Genomic DNA, 18413 nt, shown 5'->3' with positions numbered 1-18413 from the left:
CTTTGTCCATACGATTGCTCGCGAGGCCCTGCGCCATCGCATGGCGGGTCCGACGTTAAAGCCTTCGGCCTGATCTGGATGGACCCGATCAGGCTGAAGGAAGAGGACCATGACGGCCAAGCTTAGCAAGAGGCGCCGACCCCTGCGCCTTGAGGTCGGCTTCGAGGTCAGACGGGGCAGTCGGGATGTCTTGGAACGGGCCTACGAGCGCCTCCTGCCCCTGCGCACCTGTTTCCTGCCATCAAGCGCGCTGACACCCACTTCTGAGGGAGCATGCGATGAGAACCCCGCACCTGAGAGCCGTCTCGGCCCCACAGACCCTGCAGGTCGCCCTCTACGCCCGCGTCTCCTCCGACCAGCAGGCTGAGCAGCACACCATCGACAGCCAACTGGCGGAGCTGACCACCCGAGCAGAGCAGGACGGCCACTGCGTCCGAGAGGATCTGCGGTTCATCGACAATGGCCACAGCGGCGCCAGCCTGATCCGTCCGGCCCTGGAGCGTCTGCGCGACCTCGTGGCGCTGTCGGCGATTGATCTCGTCTATATCCAGTCCCCGGATCGTCTCGCGCGCAGCTACGCGCACCAGGTTCTGTTAATCGAGGAGTTCACCCATGCCGACACGCAAGTGGTCTTCCTCAATCGCCCGATCGGGACCACGCCCGAGGACAGTTTGCTGCTGCAGCTGCAGGGCATGTTCGCCGAGTACGAGAGAGCCAAAGTGCTGGAGCGCAGCCGGCGCGGCAAGCGCCATCGCGCTCAAGCCGGTGCCGTCAGTGTCCTGTCCCGCGCGCCCTTCGGCTACCGCTACATCACGCGCGAGGCCGGGGGAGGAGCTGCGCGCTACGAGATTGACGAGGCGGCGGCCCGGATTGTGCGCCAGATCTTCACCTGGGTCGGGCACGAGCGACTGACGTTGGCCGAGGTTTGCCGGCGCCTGCGCGACAGCGGGATTCCAAGCCCGACCGGTCAACCGCACTGGAGCCGGACCGTGGTCCACACCATGCTGCGCAACCCGGCCTATGCAGGTCAAGCGGTTTATGGTCGCCGCCAGTGTGTGCCATGGCAGGCGCCGCTTCATCCACCGCGCGGCCACGACGGCATGCCGCGCAAGCCCTATCGACAAGTGCCAGCCGCGGCCGAGCGGCACATCAGCATCGCGGTGCCCGCCCTTGTGGACGAGGACCTCTTTGCGAGTGTCGCAGAGCGGTTGGAGGACAACCGAAAGCGCAATCGTGAGCGGCTTTCAGGCGTTCAGTATCTGCTGCGGGGTCTGCTCGTCTGCGAGAAGTGTGGCTATGGGTTCACCGGGTATCACCCCTATGGACCATGGCGGTACTATCGCTGTTGCGGCACTGACCGCACCCGGTTCCACGGGGAGCGGCGATGCGACGCCCGCCTGGTTGCGGTCGATCGGCTCGATGAGGCCGTCTGGAGCGAGGTCTGCCGGCTGCTCGACAACCCGACGCGGGTGATCGAAGAGTATCAGCGCCGCCTGGACGCGGTGCAGGCCACGCCGCACCAACTCGAACTGGATGCTCTCGGCCGTCAGCTGGCGAAGGCGCGCCGTGCCATCGAGCGGCTGATCGACAGCTACATGGAGGGCTTGATCGAGAAGCCTGAGTTCGAGCCGCGCCTGGCCGAGTTGCGCCGCCGGACAGCCCGGCTTGAAGCTGAAGCCCAGGCTCAACAGGAAGCCGATGAGCAAGTCCGCTCGCTGCACCTCGTCATTGGCAAACTCGACCTGTTTGCCACGATGGTGCACGATCGGCTCGCGGGTGCGGATTGGGCGACGAAGCGCGACATTATCTGTACCCTCGTCAAGCGCATCGAGGTGGCCGATGATGTTGTTCGGGTGATCTTCCGGGTCGATCCTGGCTTCTCAGGCCCACCCAAGGCACGCCGAACTTTGCACCATTGTCCTGCACGTCGTCATTCTGCACCGGATGTGGATGGATGGCACGGACTTCCACTGGTCATCACAGGAGGCCGCCCAACAAGCAGCATGAAAGTTTAACCCGTTTCCCGCCAACCCGCGGGAAGCAAGGTCCCTGCCGGGACGTTGGCGTTGGTGAGATCGCCCCAGGCTTTGCGACGCTCTTCTGGGCCAAGCGCGCTTCACACATTGATCCGCCAGCGTCATCTGACGCCATCATGCGGAAGGCCTGTCCTTACCGCGGAGAGAACCCTGGACCCGGCAAGGATGCTCACAGAGAGCTTGACCCCAGACCCGGAATTAGAGAACGGCCTCGGTCACGGACTGCCCTTCAGCTTGGACGTGAGAAAGTCCGCTTTTAGCTCCTGACCTGCCCTCCTCTGATCATCGTAGCAGAAGCAGCATGGATTCCAGCAAGTCCTCACTCACTTAAGGTTTCCGAACCTGGCCTTTCCCAAAGTCACGCTTCTTCCTATTGCTAAGCCTATGATGTCCTTGGGCCTAAATACAGCGCAGGAAGGTATTTAAGGAATGGCTACGGTCTGATGGTCGGATAAACGCCACATCGCTTGGCTGCATCGTGAGCGGCTTCATCAGAAATCAGATCACGGGCATCTATTTAGGCCTTTCGGCTCCAGCCGAGCCGCTAAAGCCTTTGTTTCCAAAGCACTTTCGCTGGCTGTAGGAAAGCCCTGCCTTCGCCAGCTAGTTAACAGAATGACTTGAAAAACGTCTTCAAACGATCCTTTTCCGATGATCGCAAAGTATGTACAAAGAGCCGAAATCTCATCAGAAATTGACACATGGCTCCCTCCCCTACTCGGCAACGCCTGATCGGTTACGCCCGCGTCTCAACCGAGGAGCAGGCAACAGACGCTCAGCTCGACGAGCTCAAGGCTGCCGGCTGCGCGCTCATCCATCAGGAACACGGATCCGGCGCCTCTCGAACTCGGCCAGTCCTCTCCCGGCTCATCCGAGAGATCTCGGAGGGCGAAGTCCTCGTGGTCGTTCGGCTCGATCGTTTGGCCCGGTCGGTCAGCCATCTGCTCGAGGTGATCGAGACGCTTGAGGAGAAAGGTGCCCATTTCAAATCCCTCAGGGATCCGATCGACACGTCGACCCCGCAAGGCATGTTCTCTCTGCAGGTCCTGGGCGCCGTCGCTCAGCTGGAGCGATCGCTGATCTCGGAGCGCACGAAGGCTGGCATGAAGGCGGCATTGGCCAAGGGCAAGCGGCCGGGGAACCCCGGATTGCGTGAGGGGCGGCCGGAGGCAATCCGCAAGACCGCCCTCGCCCGCGACCGCGTCTATATGGGCGACCTTTTGACAGCGGCCGACTCTTTCCTTCCCGTCGTCCGTCAGATGCGGCCGGACCATAGCTGGCGAGATGTCGTGCAGGTGCTGAATGCACGAGGCCAGCGGTGGACGGATCAAAGCCTCCGGAGGGCGATCAAGCGATTGGTTGCCGAGCGGATGGCTGAACCGGAGTTGTTACGGAAAGCCGGAAGACGGCCGCCGGACGATCGCATCATGACCCTGATTGCCGGCATTGCGATCTCTAACCCGAACCTCACCCTGCGTGAGATTGGCGCTCAGCTCGAGGGAATGCGAGAGCGGACACCACGAGGCGGGAGAGAATGGAAGGCTAGCTCGGTCAAATTCCAACTCGACCGGGCTCGCAAGACTGGCCTCGCAGTCCCTGACATCCAGTGATTTTGGCGCTGTCACCAGATCTTGCGTTCGAAGTGTGACACTTGGATAGCTTGTGCCACCCTTGGTAGATCATGATGACCTGCCAACAGGTCGTGGGCAGGTCGCCGGGAGATCAAATTGACCTACAAGCCTCGAATTCCATAGCCGCGGCGGGGCTTCCGCCGGAGCCATTTCACCAGAGCTTCGAGCGCCCTGCCCTGCCCCTCGTGAACTTCTACGGGTTGGCGGCGAGGCTTCCCAATATCGCACTACTCGCCGACCCATGCCGCTTAAGGATGCTACCTGCTCCCGTTCGCTCACCACGTCTCGCCCGGGTCCTCAAACTCCATCAGCTCGCCGCCAATCCGAACGAGGGCATCATCAAGAGGCGACTTGCCTCTGCCGGCGCCTTTTGGCCGGAGCCCCCTCCCCTGCCCTCGGACGAGCCTGCGCTTCACGAGCCGCGTCGCCTCTACCGCGAGATAGGCCAGTTCCTGATCCGGCATGCCATCCAGGAGTTCGTCGATCTCGGGTCTTGTTGCCTTCGCCCCGAGCGTGCCCAATGACACTGGCTCCGACGCCCAGGTCTCCTCACGCACCGGCCTCGGTGGGGAGGTCCGGCGGACTGGTTTGGCACGTGGCGGAGGTTCCCCGAACAGGTCCCCTTGTCGCTCATCGCGAACCGGGTTTCGCGCCATGCCACCTCCAGCCTGTTTTCCTCTCGTTAACCATACTGGCCGCCACGCCTTTGTCCTTCAACCAAACGGTGACGGTCCTGATGGTTTCGCGAGAGAATGGCCCCTCACCCTACAAAGGGTTGCTCTGTTCAGCGGAAGGCGCCGGTCGGTCAGCTTCATGAAGATCCGACCCATTATCCACCATGGTATCGGGTGTCATCTCGACCCCATGAGCAGGCAGTCGCATAAGAAGGCGGCACAGGCGCGCCAGTGTCGAGCGCAGGTCATGGCGGTGGACCACCATGTCGACCATGCCGTGTTCCTTCAGGAATTCGGCCCTCTGGAACCCGTCGGGCAAGTGCTCGCGGATTGTCTGCTCGATCACCCGAGGACCGGCGAAACCGATCAGGGCTCCTGGCTCGGCCATATGGACATCACCCAGCATCGCATAGGAGGCAGTCACCCCGCCCGTGGTCGGATTGGTGAGAACGACGATATAAGGTAGCTTTCTCTCGCGCAGCCGCTGGATCAGAACCGTAGTGCGCGCCATCTGCATGAGGGACAGGATGCCCTCCTGCATCCGGGCCCCGCCCGAGGCGGTGAACGCCACATAGGGCGTGGCTCGCTCGATCGCCGTTTCGGCGCCCCTGATGAACGCCTCCCCGGCAGCCACCCCAAGCGAGCCGCCGATGAAATCGGGGTCGTGGGCAGCCACGGTCATCGGCAGGCCTTCGACGGTTCCCATGCCCACTTTGATCGCATCCGGCAATCCGGTTTTCGTCCGGGCCTCTTTCAGCCGGTCGGAGTAGCGTTTGGTGTCCCGGAACTTGAGCGGGTCGGAGTCCACCTCTGGGACGGGTACGTCCGTCCATTGACCCTCGTCGAAGGTCAGCATCAGGCGCTGGGTCGCCGACAGGCGCATGTGGTGACCAGAGCCTGGAATCACCCACTGGTTGGCCTCAACGTCCTTTTGAAATACCACTTGCCCGGAATCCGGGCACTTGATCCAAAGGCTGTCAGGCGCATCTCGCTTGAACAGGGTTTTGATCTTTGGCGCGACATCGGTAATCCAGCTCACGCGGCGTTCCTTCCCTATCTGCCGGGGCGGCACAGACCACGGGAATGCAGCAGGAGCGCGACGCTGGATCGATCGGATCTCCTTGAACTGCTCAGTCACAGTTCACACATCAGAAGGGCTCGACCACAGTCTGGCCAGGGCAGATCCGAAGACAGCACTGCATGATGATGGGACAAAGAGCGTTGGCGAGTCCGGCAAAACAGCTCAATCGGGCAAGACAACTCGACGCTTTGGCGGCCGTCCTTCCAATCGCGGCGGCTGATCGCTGTGCCGAGGTGCTGACCGACGCCGATGTCGCTACCCTGAAGCATCTTGCTGATACCAGGATGGGCACCAACACGCTGCGCGCCCATCGCCTCTGAACTCGCCTACCTCGAAGCCTGGTGCCGTGCTGCGACCGCAGGACCGCTTCTGTGGCCCGTCGATCCCTCGCTCGTCCTGAAGTTCATTGCCCACCGCCTGTGGGATCCGGACCAGAAAGCCATTGATCCCGCCCACGGCATGCCCAATGACGTGATTGAGGAGCTCAGGCAGCGCAAGATCCTGAAAGTCAACGGACCACACACGCCCAAGACCCTATCCCCACGGCTGTCCAACTGGTCGACCATTCATCAATAGAAAGGCATTGACACCCCGTTTGACCACCCCGGCATTAAGAAGGCCGTTCGTCTGGCGATGAAGGCCTAAAGTCGCGAACCCCAGCGCAAGAGCCGCAAGCCCGTTACCCGAGAAGTTCTCGAGCGGCTCCTTGCTTCCTGCGGCGGAGCGATGGCAATCGACATCCGCGACCGGGCAATTCTGCTGGTCGCTTTCGCGGCCGGGGGGCGGCGCCGCAGCGAGGTTGCGACGCTGAGGCACTCCCAAATCAGGGTGGTTGATCCGTCAAGCTCCGACCAACCGATCCAGCGTCTCCAACCGTACCCTGCATTCGCATTGCACTGGGGCGAACGAAAACGACCACCGCAGGGCAGGGGGCTTTCGTGTTCGCCGCAGGCCGCGTTGCGGTAGCCCTCCATGACTGGATGCATTTTGCGGAGATCACATCGGGCCCGATCTTCCGGGAAATCCGAAAGGATGGCTCTATCGCGACGAACCAGCTGACCCCGCGATTGGTCAATCTCATCCTTAAGAAGCGCTGCCGGATGGCTGGGCTGGACCCAGCAGAATTCAGTGCCCACGGGCTGCGCTCCGGCTTTATGACCCAGGCCGAACGGGATGGGATCCCGCTTATGGATGCTATGCGTCAATCTGCTCACAAGTCCCACCAACGGGCCGCCGGGTACAACGACGAGCAGGACCATGCCCATAGTATGTCTGTCAGGATCGTCCTTTAGGCCTCAGTAAGAGCCACTCCCTGGATAAGTTGTCCGCGGTCAACCGTTTCGGGGCAGGGGACTGTGAACCATCTGTAACCAGGCCCACGGTGATGAGTTGTCCGCGGTCAACAAATACTCCAGAGGGTCTGCGACCAAAACCTCCGATTCGGCTCAGCGTGTTTGGCTGCCAGTCTCTGCTTCCTTCAGAGCCTACCTCCCAGGCAGGAAGTTAGCCCTCCCAGTAGGTAGCTCCACTGCCTTGGCCCACTCCAGCACACGCATTTTGGGTCCAAAGTGTACTTTTTGCAGCCTGTTAACCCGTTCTTAACGGCAAGGAGGCGTACTGGATCAGCGCAGATTTACCGATCTAGGCCCAATTCCGCGCGGAAACGCAAGGAACCTTACATGACAGCACTCCAGCAAACCTCCCCAATGGTGATCCCTTCACGGGCTCTCGATACGGCATCTAACAAAGATCAGATCCTTATCGACGCGGAGCTTCTTGCGAAGAAACTCCAGGAGCACACCCAACGTATCTTCCCACCAGTCGCAAAAAAGGCGATCCGTCGGTTCACATCAGCGGAGACGGCGAAGTTCCTCAAAATCCATGAAGGTTACCTTCGTCAGCTCGCGGCAGAAGGTAAAGCGCCTCTTCCCGAGATGCAGCCTAATGGCCGGCGGACCTTCTCGATCGAGGAGATCAATGCAGTAAGGGAGTTCCTTGAAGGGACAAAATCCAATCGTCGGTACGTTCCACACCGAACAGAACGCGAGAAGCTTCAGATCATATCAGTGATCAACTTCAAGGGCGGCAGTGCTAAGACGACAACGACTGCGCACCTAGCCCAATACCTTGCTCTGCAGGGCTATCGTGTCCTTGCAATAGACCTCGACCCGCAGGCTAGCCTGTCAACGCTTTTCGGCAACCAGCCGGAACTCGACGTCCGTGAGAACGAAACCCTCTACGGAGCGATCAGGTTCGACGAACATCGGACGCGCATCGAGAATATCATTCGGTCAACATACCTTCCTGGTCTGCACTTCATTCCAGGGAATCTCGAGCTTATGGAGTTTGAGACCACGGCGCCCGCTGGCCGGAACTCGCAGATCTTCTTCATGCAAATCATGGAAGCCCTGGAACCAGTAAGCGACCTTTATGACGTCGTAGTGATGGATTGCCCACCCAACTTGGGCTACCTCACCATGACAGCCCTCTGTGCTGCCACATCGCTGCTGGTTACGGTGCATCCGCAAATGTTGGACGTGCTGTCTATGTCCCAGTTTCTCAGGATGGTTGGCGAAGTGATGTCCCATCTTGGTAAACACAAGCCAGACTACGACTGGCTAAGGTACCTAATTACCCGCTATGAGCCGAGCGATGGACCTCAGAACCAGATGGTTGGCTTCATGCGCTCGCTCTTCGCCCACCGGGTTCTCCAAAACACGATGGTAAAAAGCACAGCCATCGCAGATTCAGGCCTGACCAAGCAGACTTTGTACGAAGTTGACCGGACTAAGTTCAACAAAGGGACTTACGACAGGGCACTGGAGTCCTTGGATCTGGTCAACAGTGAGATCGAAGCTCATATCCGCCAAGCCTGGGGGAGGCAGTAATGGGACGCAAAAACCTGATCAATTTCGCCGACACGTCCGACGTCGCTGCCGACAACATGGGTACGACCGGGGCACCAGCGCCAAATCCAGTGGGCGATCTGCAGGCCCACGCGGCCGCGGCTATCGGAAGCGAGCGTCCGCTACCTGATCGGCCGTTAGCTAGTCGCTTGCCGTCCGATCGCCCACTTGCGAGCAGACTGAACAACGAGGAAGTGGTCTCGCTGCCGAGCCTCAGTTCACCCCCTATGACATCGCCGCTCAAAGCGATGAAGGCCGCGGTTAACTCAGCTGATCGTGTAGAAGAGCTTGAGGAGAAGCTAAGAGCCGGCCAGGCCATCGTTGATCTGGATCCGGCCGATATCGATGCCTCGTTCGTCCCAGACCGCATGGCGTACTCAGAGGAGGCCCACAAGGAACTCGTCGCAGCCATCCGATCGGAAGGGCAGCAAGTTCCCATCTTGGTCCGCCCGCACCCTGAACGCACAGGACGGTATCAGGTCGCCTATGGACACCGCCGACTGCGCGCAATCAAAGAACTCGGCACAAAGATTAGGGCCGTGGTCCGTGACCTCACTGATGAGCAATTGGTCGTTGCTCAAGGACAGGAAAACAATGCACGAACGAACCTGAGCTTCATCGAAAAGGCACGCTTCGCCTTCCGTCTTGAAGAGCGAGGGTTCCGCCGTGATGTGATCATGCAAGCGCTTTGCGTCGACAAAGCGGTGCTCTCCAAAATGCTCTCGGTCGCAAACGCAATCCCAGCTCACATTATTGATGCCATCGGGCCTGCTCCGAAGATTGGACGTCGGAAGTGGGAAGATCTCGCTGCGCTCATCAAAGCTCGGCACGTCGAGAAAGTACGCGTTGCAATTGAACGGGCAGAGAGCGCTGGTCGCGACAGTGATGCGATCTTCGAGGCAGCCTACAGGGCTCTAGTTACAAAGGAAGCCTCAGCTAAGCCCGAAGCTTGGGTCGCTCCCGATGGAGTGAAGCTCGCGAAGATCCTAGAGACCGACGACAAGTTCGCTCTCGTTATTGATCGTAAGGTATCCCCCGAGTTCGGCAAGTTCCTCGCAAGCCGGCTGGAACAACTCTATAATGAGTTCCAGGGCGCTGAAAACAATTAAGACCAAAAGGGCCGAGCAGCCTCCTCGGCCTTCTCATTTCTTGTCAGGCTTCCATTGTCTGAAGCCGCTTATCAGACCTTTCGCCTTCAGCAACTTTCTTCAGCAACTCGTCGGGAAGGGGCCCCTCGAGGCTCAGGGCCTCTTCAGTGGGCGCATTAAGCCAGACGTCATATTCTTCGTGTGTGGTCAGGATCACCGGCATCTCTATGGAGTGAGGCGGCCCTACCACACCGTTCGGTTCTGAAGTCAGGAACGAATAGAGCAGGTGTTCACCTTCAACAGGGTCAGCCTTCGTTCTACGCACACCAGTCTATGGTGGCGCAATACGTGCAGAAGGCGGGGAGGAACGGTGCGTTATGAACAGGAGTTGGAATATCGTGCGCGGGGTTGTAAACTTTTGCTTGTTGCGGGCAACTGACCGTTTCTTCGCGCGGTTAAGAGCTCCCGGAGATATAACATAACTCCGCTCCATAGGGCCGGTTGGAAGTCAGGTTTGGCGTATTTCGGAGGCAGGACGCTGTGGATTCCCGGATAGGGAACGCAGCCGCCTCATGGGGGAGGGCGCAAGAAGTGTACCCAAAAATACGCTAAGGGCTAAAGCAGCGTGACGCTCAGCTGTGCGAGAAAACAGGCGCTGAGGCGACGTACCCCTCACCGTAGCGAACACCGAATTTATTTGGTTGCCAGGTTAGCGAAAGGAAGTAAAACAATAACTTAGCCGTTAGTCGAAATTCAGTCTATGGGGCTTCCCAGGGCCTCCTGGTGAAAGGCTGACCCGACGCGATGACAAGGGGGTGGGGCATGCTCAATTTCTCTGCCTCTGATCAAGAGCAACCAAAGAGCTTTTTGCTCCCGGAGATCCCTTGGGAGAAGATCATCGGCCGACTAGAGAAAGTCGCGCTCGAGATTAAATCGTTCGATGCTCGCCTTGAGGCATCTGGCTTGTCCGCTGGCTGGCAGTCCCGGTGCGACATGAATGAGGCTGTGCGGGCGCTGATCCTGGACGGGCATCTGGTCGATATCGGCGACCTGGTGCTGCACGACGCTGGCATGGACGTTCGGAGCCCAACGCACGAGATCACCAGAGCTGCATCGGCTCTCAGGGCGCGACGGACCGCAATGGCTAGGAAGGCGCCCTGGCCGATCTCCTATGACGGGTTAGCCGCCTTGCGAGGGGTCGGGCCGGTCAAACCCGAAGAGCCAAAGGCCAAGGGGAGAAGGAAAGTCGCTTCAGACGATGACGACGCCTATCCGGCCTTCGCCAACGACGCGGATCCGTGGAAGGCACATTTCGCGGAGATTGATGCGCTCCTTGATCGCACCGATAAGGTTCTCGCCGGCGAAACGCCACTGCCCAAGAGCCGATCGCACCTGGTCTATGATCCGGACGTAGACGAGGCCGAGAATGAGGACGCCTGGCTCGATCTCGTGAAGCGGGTTTCCCACTGGCCGTCGGTCGCCGCGGCCGCTGTCGCCTGGGATGCCTGGCTAGATCTGAACCTGTACACCCGGCAACCCTGGCTCGGATTGACCATGGCCGCGTCGATCCTCCGAGCTCGAGGAGTGACCAATCATCTCCTGCCGCTCGCAGCTGGCTTCAAGAAATCGAAATTCCGGCCGCAGGGTAGGGAAGGGATCCTCGAAAAGCTGCAGGGCTTCTGTCAGGTGCTCGAAGAAGCCGTCGAGATCGCAAACAAGGATCTTGAGCGGCTAATCCTGGCCCGGGAGTTGATGAACCGGGTAGCCGATAAATGCCGCAGCAATTCCAAGCTGCCCGAGCTCGTTGATCTGTTCCTGTCGCGCCCTCTGGTGACTGTGCCTCTGGGTGCCAAACTCCTCAAGGTCACCCCCAAGGCCGTGGACCTGATGCTCCTGCAGTTGGGAGGAGCGCTGCCGAGGGAATTGACCGGCCGACGGCGCTATCGGGCATGGGGAATAGTCTGAGACACACTGTCTAGATGCAATGCAAGATGGGCGTGCTAGCAGGCAAATTACAGTGAACACGTAGCCGTCATTGTCTGACCGCGTGACCAGAGCTCTGGCCATCTTCTCGCCCCTCTACAAGGCTCAGGATCAAGCCGAGCCGGAGACGTCCGCTACTCCGGCAAGCCAAGAAGGTCCAGCTCCCGTCTTCACTGATATCCTCTACGGCTAACATCTCGCTTGCGAACAGGCTGAACGATTGCAGATATAGGATCACCCGCACAATGTGGCATGTACCGGGCAGGAAAATTTAACGGGATGGACGTGGACCGGAAAATGACAGCTGCCAACACGCGTGGCACGCACGGCGTGCCTGCTGGCGCAACGCAGGCTGGCTTCCACCATCGCGATGCCGTCAGGCTGCTGTTCATTCTTGCCCTAGGAAGCGAGGAGCCGGACCCGGTGGGCGAGGGGACCGGCGCGAACCGGATCTTCCGCGGCGAGAAGCGCGCGATGGCAATCGACTTCCTCGTCCGCTATCCCGACTATCTCGCCGACGAGCTCCTTACCCGCTATGAGGCCGAAGGTGAGCCGGCACTCTTGGCCTTGGTGGAGCAGATCTTCGATGCCGACGAGCCTGACGTGCGGACGGTCAAAATGGTCCGCTGGCGCCGCGGCGCGTTTCAGAATATCGAGCAGCCCCTCTCGATCCTGCGGTCCTATGGCCTCGTCCGGCCACTGAAGCAGATCGCCGGTCAGCGCCGTCACGACTTCGAGATCCTGCCTCCTGCACATGAGTTCATGGAGCGTGCCATTCGGGAGCAGCCGGCCCTCGTCTGGTACCGCGACCGCGTCGATCTCGTCATGACGCTGGCGGGCTTCCGCAGCGGCTCCAGCCTCAAGGACGACCAGTATCTACATCCCGAGTACCGCGACGCCCCCCATGGGACCGAGATCCCCCAGATCAAGGACCGCGTGCTCGCCCGCCTCAAGCGCCTGAAGGGATCGCTATGACCACGAACCAAGCCACCGCCGCCCAGTGGCTCGACGCTATCGCTGCCAAGGCCAGCGTGCCGGTCGCGACCGTGCAGAGCGTTCTTGACCGGCATGGCATCGAGCCTCAGGCGACACTCCCGCGCCGCCGCCGCGTGACTGTCCGGTCCGTCACCCTCAAGGGCGAGAAGATGGGCACCGATCAGGATGGTCCGTTCGACCGTACCTGGAAGTTCGGAACTGGATTGTGGGCGGTGCTCTCCGACCGGAACTCGCGTGGAAAATCATCGCTCCTCAACGTCATCCAGAGCAGCATCCGCGGAGAATTCCCGGGTCGGATCAAGCCGGATGTCTGGCGCTGGCTCAGCCATGTCGAAGCTGAGTTCGACGTAGATGCCGTTGCCTATCGCATTATCGTCGAGAAGCCTTCAGGGGACGATGCCTTGGAGACCGTGCGGGGCACCTTCTCGCGACGTTCCGGCGGAGATGACTGGTTGGACCTCTACCAAGGGCCCGCAGGCCAGCACCTCGCCCTCGCGGTTGAGGACGCCCTCATGACAGAGTTGGCGTTCACCAAGTTTCACGCCTTCAATGAGAGCGGACAGTCCACCACACACAGCTGGCCTGCGATCTCGTCGGCCCTCTTCGTCAGTGGGCCGGGGAATGCCATCTTCGGCGAGATCAGAGTGGATGCCATGCCGCTTCGGCTGCTCCAGCTCTTCATGGGCCTGCCTTGGATCAGCACCTACTCGGCAGCATCCACGGCACTCAAACGTGTCCAAGCCAATCAACGCGAGCGACGCGGCAAGCCGGACAAGGCGACCCCGCGCCTGCGCGAGCGCCTCGACGCCGTTGAGCGCGCGCTCAACGGCGCCCGCCGTCGTTATCGCCCAGCGGTGGACCGGGCACGCCTTCGCCTCGACCTCGTCACGCGCGACGCCGAACTCGTCACGTTGAGGAACGCCGTGGACGAGGTGAGGGGACAGGCAGGTGCACTGGAGCAGCAGCTGACTGGCGCTCGGACCATCCTCGCGGATACCCGGAGGGCGCTGCAACAACTGCGCGACGACCGCGCAGCAGGGGTCGTGTTCCGTCAGCTCAAGCCCGTCTGCTGCCCGTCGTGCGAGACAGGGATCGACAGCACGAAATACCAAGCCGCCGAGGCGGCTGAGGTCTGCGCCGTCTGTGGCACACGGCACACCGAGGCTGATCCGGAGGAGGCGATCCGCCTGGTGGATCTGGAGGCCGACGTGGAAGACGCGGCCGCGTCGGTCGCCCGGCTTGAGACGGAGGTGGCCACCACCACACGGGCGATGCGCGCAGCGGAGGCCAAGCTCGCGGATGCCCTCAAAGCTATCCATGGCATAGAAGCGGAAATGGCATCTGAAGGCGAGGCCGAGCTCGAATTAGAGATCCGTGGCTTGGAGGCCCAGGCCGAGCAACTGCATGGGCTCATTGCCGAGACAGAGGGACAGACGGCCAGCGACGCTGCCCCAGATGACGAAAAGATCCTGATCGCCACCGTGGCCGTCACGAAATCCCTGTACGACGGCCTGGCCAGGGAGATCCTTTCCGAGGCCTCGCAGGAGATCACCCGTCTGTCACGGCTGTTCGGCGTCGAGAACGTCGAGAGTATGGAGTGGGGGACTGGAGGGGCGCTCAGCATCGTGCAGGGCGGCACCCCTACGAGCTTCACGAAGCTCAACCTCGGCGAGAGACTAAGGGTGCGCATTGCCGCCGCGCTCGCGATCATCGCTGTCTCCCGCAAGAGGCAGTTCGGGCGCCATCCAGGCCTGCTCGTGCTCGACAGCCCGGCGGCCCAGGAGATGACGGGCGTCGACTTCGCCGCGCTGCTTGCCAGCGTCCAGCAGGCGATTGACCAGACGGACGACATCCAGATCATTGTCGGCGCGGTCGCTCGGCCCGAGCTCCGCGACGTTGTCCTTGGCGGACATCAATACCATGCTGAAGGTGATAGCTTCCTGTTCTGAGGGATTCGACGGTGACAACGGACTTGGTGCAGCGGCTCCTTGCGGCGGAGGGTGGTGATGACGTCGACCTTGGGACCGTGGCGGCCGCCCAACTTGCCGAGGCCGTCCATGCCCATGCCGCAGGGGTCGGGGGTGCTGAACTGTTCATCGCTCTCGCCTCGCATCCGCAGGCCGACCTCGCAGGCCCAGCGGCCATCGAGCTAGTCAAGGCAGCCGACATCGTGGCCATGATGGAGATCGCCACATGGCTAGGGTGGGGCAATGTATTCCCGGCACCGAGCCGCAAGGCTCTTGGGCGCGCCTTCCTCGACCGAGCCATTGATCGGAACGGGGATTACGGCACCCGCGCCCATGCCCTCAAGGCCACGATGATCCTCGCCCAGTCGAACGAAGGGCTCCTTCACCGGCTGCTCGGCGAACTGGTCGATCTCGAACCCGAGGACGACGGCGACTTTCTGCGTCATGCCGCGGCCGTCGCCGGTGCCGTCCTCGCCCACCGGCCGGACAACAAGGCCCTCCGCGGAACGCTCGCGACGCTCGTCCAGGTTCCAGAGGCCGAGGACGAGGCTGCCATGGAGCTCGGCCTTGACTGCCTGCGCACGGGGCTGGACGCGACGACCCGCGACGACGCCATCACGGCCTTCGAGCGTGCCCGTGACTGGTTCGCACGCGCTGAGACCACGAGCGAGGCTCGCATCGACGCTCAGCTCTACCGCCGCTGCCTCGATATCCTGGTCGATTTCCAGGGCGGGCGCATGGCGGACGATCTTGAGGGTCGCATCGACGCGATCAGGGCCACGGCTTTCGCATACACCGCGTTCCTGACCACCTCTGACCGCCAACCCGAGACGGCCTCTTGGCTCGGGGCCAAAAACACGGAGAGCATCCATTGGTCCGCGCTCGCCATGCGGTTGGGCGCCCTCCATGACAAGCTGACCAAAGGGGCTTGGCTCAAGGCCGCCATGGTGATGGAGGAGGAACTCCTCGCCGTGTACGCGGCAAGTCGGAGCATGTTGCGCCGCGCCGACGATGGTGGCCTCGATGCCGTCGTCAGGCCAAGGATCGTCGGCACCATGCAGCGGGAGCTGGGCGCGCTCCACGTGCTGGAACAATGGATTCGCGAGAATGCGGAATCGACGATGTTGGGCGACGCCGCCAGCCTCCGTGACCAAGTGAGGGACGCCTACGAGGGACTTGTCAGCCGCCGCCCTTCCGAGGCGGCGGCCGGAAGCTCACCGACCGCCGCCATCATTGAGCAGCTCCCGGAAGACGCCCGATCCACGGTCTCTGCCCTCATCGAGGCCGATGCCCTGACGATCCTCGACAACACGACCTCAAGGATCGTCGACGGCGTGATCGGACAGGTGATCGACGACCTCAAGCGAAACGTCGACTTCCGCGATCACTCCGATGCGAGGCAGTTCTTCGGCGTTCTCGTTCTCTATGCCACCCGGTTTGTGGTCTCGCGGTACAATCTCAGCGTCGCGTCGTTTCCTGGCGTGGCCTACCTGTTCAACCGTGACAAAGACAATCCGCCGCTTGAGGAGGCACTCCAGCATGATTTCCTCAACTTCCTGATGGGCTCTCTCCTTGCTGGCAACTGCACCGCAGAGGCACGGGATCTGGGCGGAGGCCGGGTCGACATCCTGTTCACCCACACGTGGGTCAAGACCACGGCAGAGCTCAAGCGCTCCTTCCCGAACCAGACGCCCGAGCAACTCGTTGACCGGTACGGCCCGCAAGCCATCTCGTACCAGGGCACGACGGTGAGCTTCTCGATGCTGATGGTGCTTGATCTGTTCGACCGGAAGGGTGCGCAGCCCAACATCCGCGACCAGATCTCGGTCCACTATCGTACCGTGGCTGAGAGCGGTGTCGAGAACGCAGTCGTCCTGTTCAGGGTTCAGGGGATGCGACACACGCCGTCCGATGTGCCAAAAACCGCTCTGACCTAAAGCGACTCCATTTGGCCCTGGCCGAGATCTGGGAGGTCGGCGCTCAATAAGGAGACCAGAGACGGTGTCGTCGTGCTTCGGACCAAGGCGAAGCCCACCCACTTCACAGCCCAGCAAATCCGCGAGACGATCCGCAAGACAGGATTGGCGCTGAACAGCAAGTCGACCGCTAAACGTTAATGCCAGCCCCGACCTCGGCGCGGGATGTCTTCATCAACTGCCCGTTCGATCCCACCTACAAGCCCTTCTTCTGGGCGATTGTCTTCACTGCCTTGCGCTCCGGGTACGTCCCGCGCTGTGCGCTTGAGGCGGATGACTCGTCAGAAAACCGTCTCGCGAAGATCCAAGCGATCATCGAGGAATGCCGGTTTGGCATACATGATATTTCGCGGACAGAGGTCAATGGCGACCCGCCGTTGCCCCGGTTCAACATGCCGCTCGAGCTCGGCCTCTTCCTGGGGGCGAAGCGTTATGGGAGCAAGAACCAGAAAGCAAAGCGGGCTCTTGTCCTCGATCGAGAGCCATACCGCTATCAGCGCTTCATCTCGGACATCGCGGGAGCTGACATTCACTCGCACGGCGCTGATCCTGGAAAATGCATCGAGCAGGTTGCGACATGGCTGCGCACTCAAAGCCGGGATCCCAAAGTTCCAGGCGGGCGCAGGATTGCCGAGGAGTTTGAGGTCTTCCAGTCTCAGTTGGACGCCATCTGTGAAGCGCGCGGACTTGAGCCAGAGGAGCTGACATTTGGTGACTTCGGTGCGTTGGTCGAAGCCTATCTGACCGAGGAGCCCTGATCGTCAGACTGACATTTTTGGTAATGGCTCGCAGCCTACGGTGTTGATCCGTCACCTCGCCTGACTGGAGAGCACCATGCGAAGCCTTCTGCTCGCCGCTATCGGGATTGTCCTCGTGTCACCCACGGCTGTTGCGGACGGCATGAGCCTTGCAGGCTCGCTCTGGCAATGCACCCGATCCACCGACCGCTCTCAGTTCGTGATCACCTTCTACCCGGGCGGTGGCGTTGGGGGAGGGGAGTTCGAGAATGATGAGGTGAGCCCCTACATCTTCGATGCCTCCCGGACGAAACCGGGCGAATGGCCGGGCCGGTGGGAGCAGACGGGCCAGCTATTCATCTGGGCGTTTCCTGATCAGGGCATGCGGATTGACGGGAGCCTTCAAGGTCCTGGTCAGCCTGCTGCGCGGCTCACTGGCACCGAGACCGCGTCGGGAGAGCGCTCGGCTATGATCTGCACCGCCCTGTCCAAGCTGCCAAAGATCGGGGATGGGTTGGTCATCCCCAAGAACAATCACTTCATTGACCTCGACCAAGAGAACGGGGAATTGAAAGTGCCGGTGGGCATCTCTCTGCAGGAGTCAGGCGGACGATAAGCAGTCCTCAGTCGCAGATTTTTGTTCTGCGCATTGTGGCATCGCCGTAGGCATCGATCTGCTTCGTTACGACAACGCGGCATTCCTCAACGGGCGCAGGGATACCTACAATCCTCTCGCGGTATACCCGTGAAGGCACGCCCCGTTGCACAGAGACGATCGGGACATTCTGGGGAGGGACCAACGCAGGCCCCTCATAACCTTCGCTATCCTCGACAGACACAATCGGCAGAGGCTGCTGCGGCACCAGAGCAGGCCCTTCATAACCCTCAACAAAGCGGCGCTCGATCACGCGGCGCTCAATGATCCTGTGCTCGATCGGTGGGGCGATATACGTCTCCTCGACCGCAAGCCGATGCCGGACTGGTGGGCGCTCCAGAACCGCTTCCTGATCCACGAGATACGAGGGTAGATCCGCGGCTACAGCGGCCGCTGTACTCACCAGAGTTGATCCGCCGAGCACCAATGCGACCACGCTCGCTTGTGCAACCTTGTTTAGATCAAACATCTGCATTTGAGTTCCTGACATCCCTTGAGGGGAACGTAGCCTCACGGTCAAGGTTCCACTCTTGAGCGTGAGTGCTGCGCCGGGAGGCGTCGACAATGGGCAGTGAGTTTCGGGTTAACCGAGCCCGCCATTTCGACGAGCTATGGCGGAAAGTGGGTGATGCTGGATTGAGAAAGGCGGCGTATCGAGGCGGGTGACGAGCCTGCCAGAACCT

At 61.0% G+C, this 18413-nt stretch carries 14 protein-coding genes and 1 pseudogene; 11 read left to right on the top strand and 4 right to left on the bottom strand.

Annotated features, from left to right (window positions below):
- Positions 1 to 278: 278 nt before the first annotated feature.
- Complete coding sequence (locus JAO75_RS16075) at positions 279 to 2015, top strand: recombinase family protein (protein ID WP_246742548.1); 1737 nt, start codon at positions 279 to 281, stop codon at positions 2013 to 2015.
- Between the two features lie 722 nt (positions 2016 to 2737).
- Positions 2738 to 3646, top strand: a complete 909-nt coding sequence (locus JAO75_RS16070; RefSeq protein WP_199050153.1) for a recombinase family protein — start codon at positions 2738 to 2740, stop codon at positions 3644 to 3646.
- A 296-nt stretch (positions 3647 to 3942) separates the two neighbouring features.
- Here JAO75_RS16070 and JAO75_RS16065 read toward each other — a convergent pair whose 3' ends face one another.
- Both JAO75_RS16065 and accD read right to left on the bottom strand, forming a co-directional pair.
- Positions 3943 to 4194, bottom strand: a complete 252-nt coding sequence (locus tag JAO75_RS16065; protein WP_199050152.1) for a hypothetical protein — start codon at positions 4192 to 4194, stop codon at positions 3943 to 3945.
- A 238-nt stretch (positions 4195 to 4432) separates the two neighbouring features.
- Positions 4433 to 5380: an acetyl-CoA carboxylase, carboxyltransferase subunit beta gene (gene accD, locus JAO75_RS16060; protein WP_199050151.1), complete on the bottom strand. Its 948-nt coding sequence runs from the start codon at positions 5378 to 5380 to the stop codon at positions 4433 to 4435.
- 164 nt (positions 5381 to 5544) lie between these two features.
- On the opposite strand from accD, the pseudogene JAO75_RS16055 reads away from it, so the two are divergent.
- From JAO75_RS16055 to repB, 3 genes and pseudogenes are all read left to right on the top strand, one after another.
- Positions 5545 to 6714 (top strand): annotated as a pseudogene (locus JAO75_RS16055) (tyrosine-type recombinase/integrase).
- 414 nt (positions 6715 to 7128) lie between these two features.
- Complete coding sequence (gene repA, locus JAO75_RS16050; protein WP_246742560.1) at positions 7129 to 8310, top strand: plasmid partitioning protein RepA; 1182 nt, start codon at positions 7129 to 7131, stop codon at positions 8308 to 8310.
- Positions 8310 to 9437 carry a plasmid partitioning protein RepB gene (repB, locus tag JAO75_RS16045; RefSeq protein ID WP_199050149.1) on the top strand — a complete coding sequence of 376 codons (1128 nt, stop codon included), beginning with the start codon at positions 8310 to 8312 and terminating at the stop codon, positions 9435 to 9437. The genes repA and repB overlap by 1 nt, the downstream gene beginning before the upstream one ends.
- A gap of 43 nt (positions 9438 to 9480) precedes the next feature.
- Here the strand turns inward: repB and JAO75_RS25375 are convergent, their stop codons facing one another.
- Positions 9481 to 9633, bottom strand: coding sequence for a hypothetical protein (locus JAO75_RS25375; protein ID WP_199050148.1), 153 nt, complete (start codon positions 9631 to 9633; stop codon positions 9481 to 9483).
- 605 nt (positions 9634 to 10238) lie between these two features.
- On the opposite strand from JAO75_RS25375, the gene JAO75_RS16035 reads away from it, so the two are divergent.
- From JAO75_RS16035 to JAO75_RS16010, 6 genes are all read left to right on the top strand, one after another.
- Positions 10239 to 11381, top strand: coding sequence for an RHE_PE00001 family protein (locus JAO75_RS16035; protein ID WP_246742547.1), 1143 nt, complete (start codon positions 10239 to 10241; stop codon positions 11379 to 11381).
- A 315-nt stretch (positions 11382 to 11696) separates the two neighbouring features.
- Complete coding sequence (locus JAO75_RS16030; protein WP_199050147.1) at positions 11697 to 12374, top strand: hypothetical protein; 678 nt, start codon at positions 11697 to 11699, stop codon at positions 12372 to 12374.
- On the top strand, positions 12371 to 14344 hold the full coding sequence (locus tag JAO75_RS16025) for a hypothetical protein (RefSeq protein WP_199050146.1): 1974 nt from the start codon (positions 12371 to 12373) through the stop codon (positions 14342 to 14344). The genes JAO75_RS16030 and JAO75_RS16025 overlap by 4 nt, the downstream gene beginning before the upstream one ends.
- 11 nt (positions 14345 to 14355) lie before the next feature.
- On the top strand, positions 14356 to 16299 hold the full coding sequence (locus JAO75_RS16020; protein WP_199050145.1) for a hypothetical protein: 1944 nt from the start codon (positions 14356 to 14358) through the stop codon (positions 16297 to 16299).
- 179 nt (positions 16300 to 16478) lie between these two features.
- A complete protein-coding gene (locus tag JAO75_RS16015; protein WP_199050144.1) occupies positions 16479 to 17096 on the top strand; it encodes a hypothetical protein in 618 nt (205 codons plus the stop codon).
- Positions 17097 to 17172: 76 nt separating this feature from the next.
- On the top strand, positions 17173 to 17691 hold the full coding sequence (locus tag JAO75_RS16010) for a hypothetical protein (RefSeq protein WP_199050143.1): 519 nt from the start codon (positions 17173 to 17175) through the stop codon (positions 17689 to 17691).
- 7 nt (positions 17692 to 17698) lie between these two features.
- Here JAO75_RS16010 and JAO75_RS16005 read toward each other — a convergent pair whose 3' ends face one another.
- The gene (locus JAO75_RS16005) at positions 17699 to 18205 is read right to left on the bottom strand and encodes a hypothetical protein (protein ID WP_246742546.1); all 507 of its coding nucleotides are present in this window, start codon (positions 18203 to 18205) and stop codon (positions 17699 to 17701) included.
- Positions 18206 to 18413 lie beyond the last annotated feature (208 nt).

Source organism: Microvirga splendida, from assembly GCF_016427565.1.
GTDB classification, from domain to species: Bacteria; Pseudomonadota; Alphaproteobacteria; order Rhizobiales; family Beijerinckiaceae; genus Microvirga; species Microvirga splendida.
This window is presented reverse-complemented; position numbering and strand designations above follow the sequence as displayed.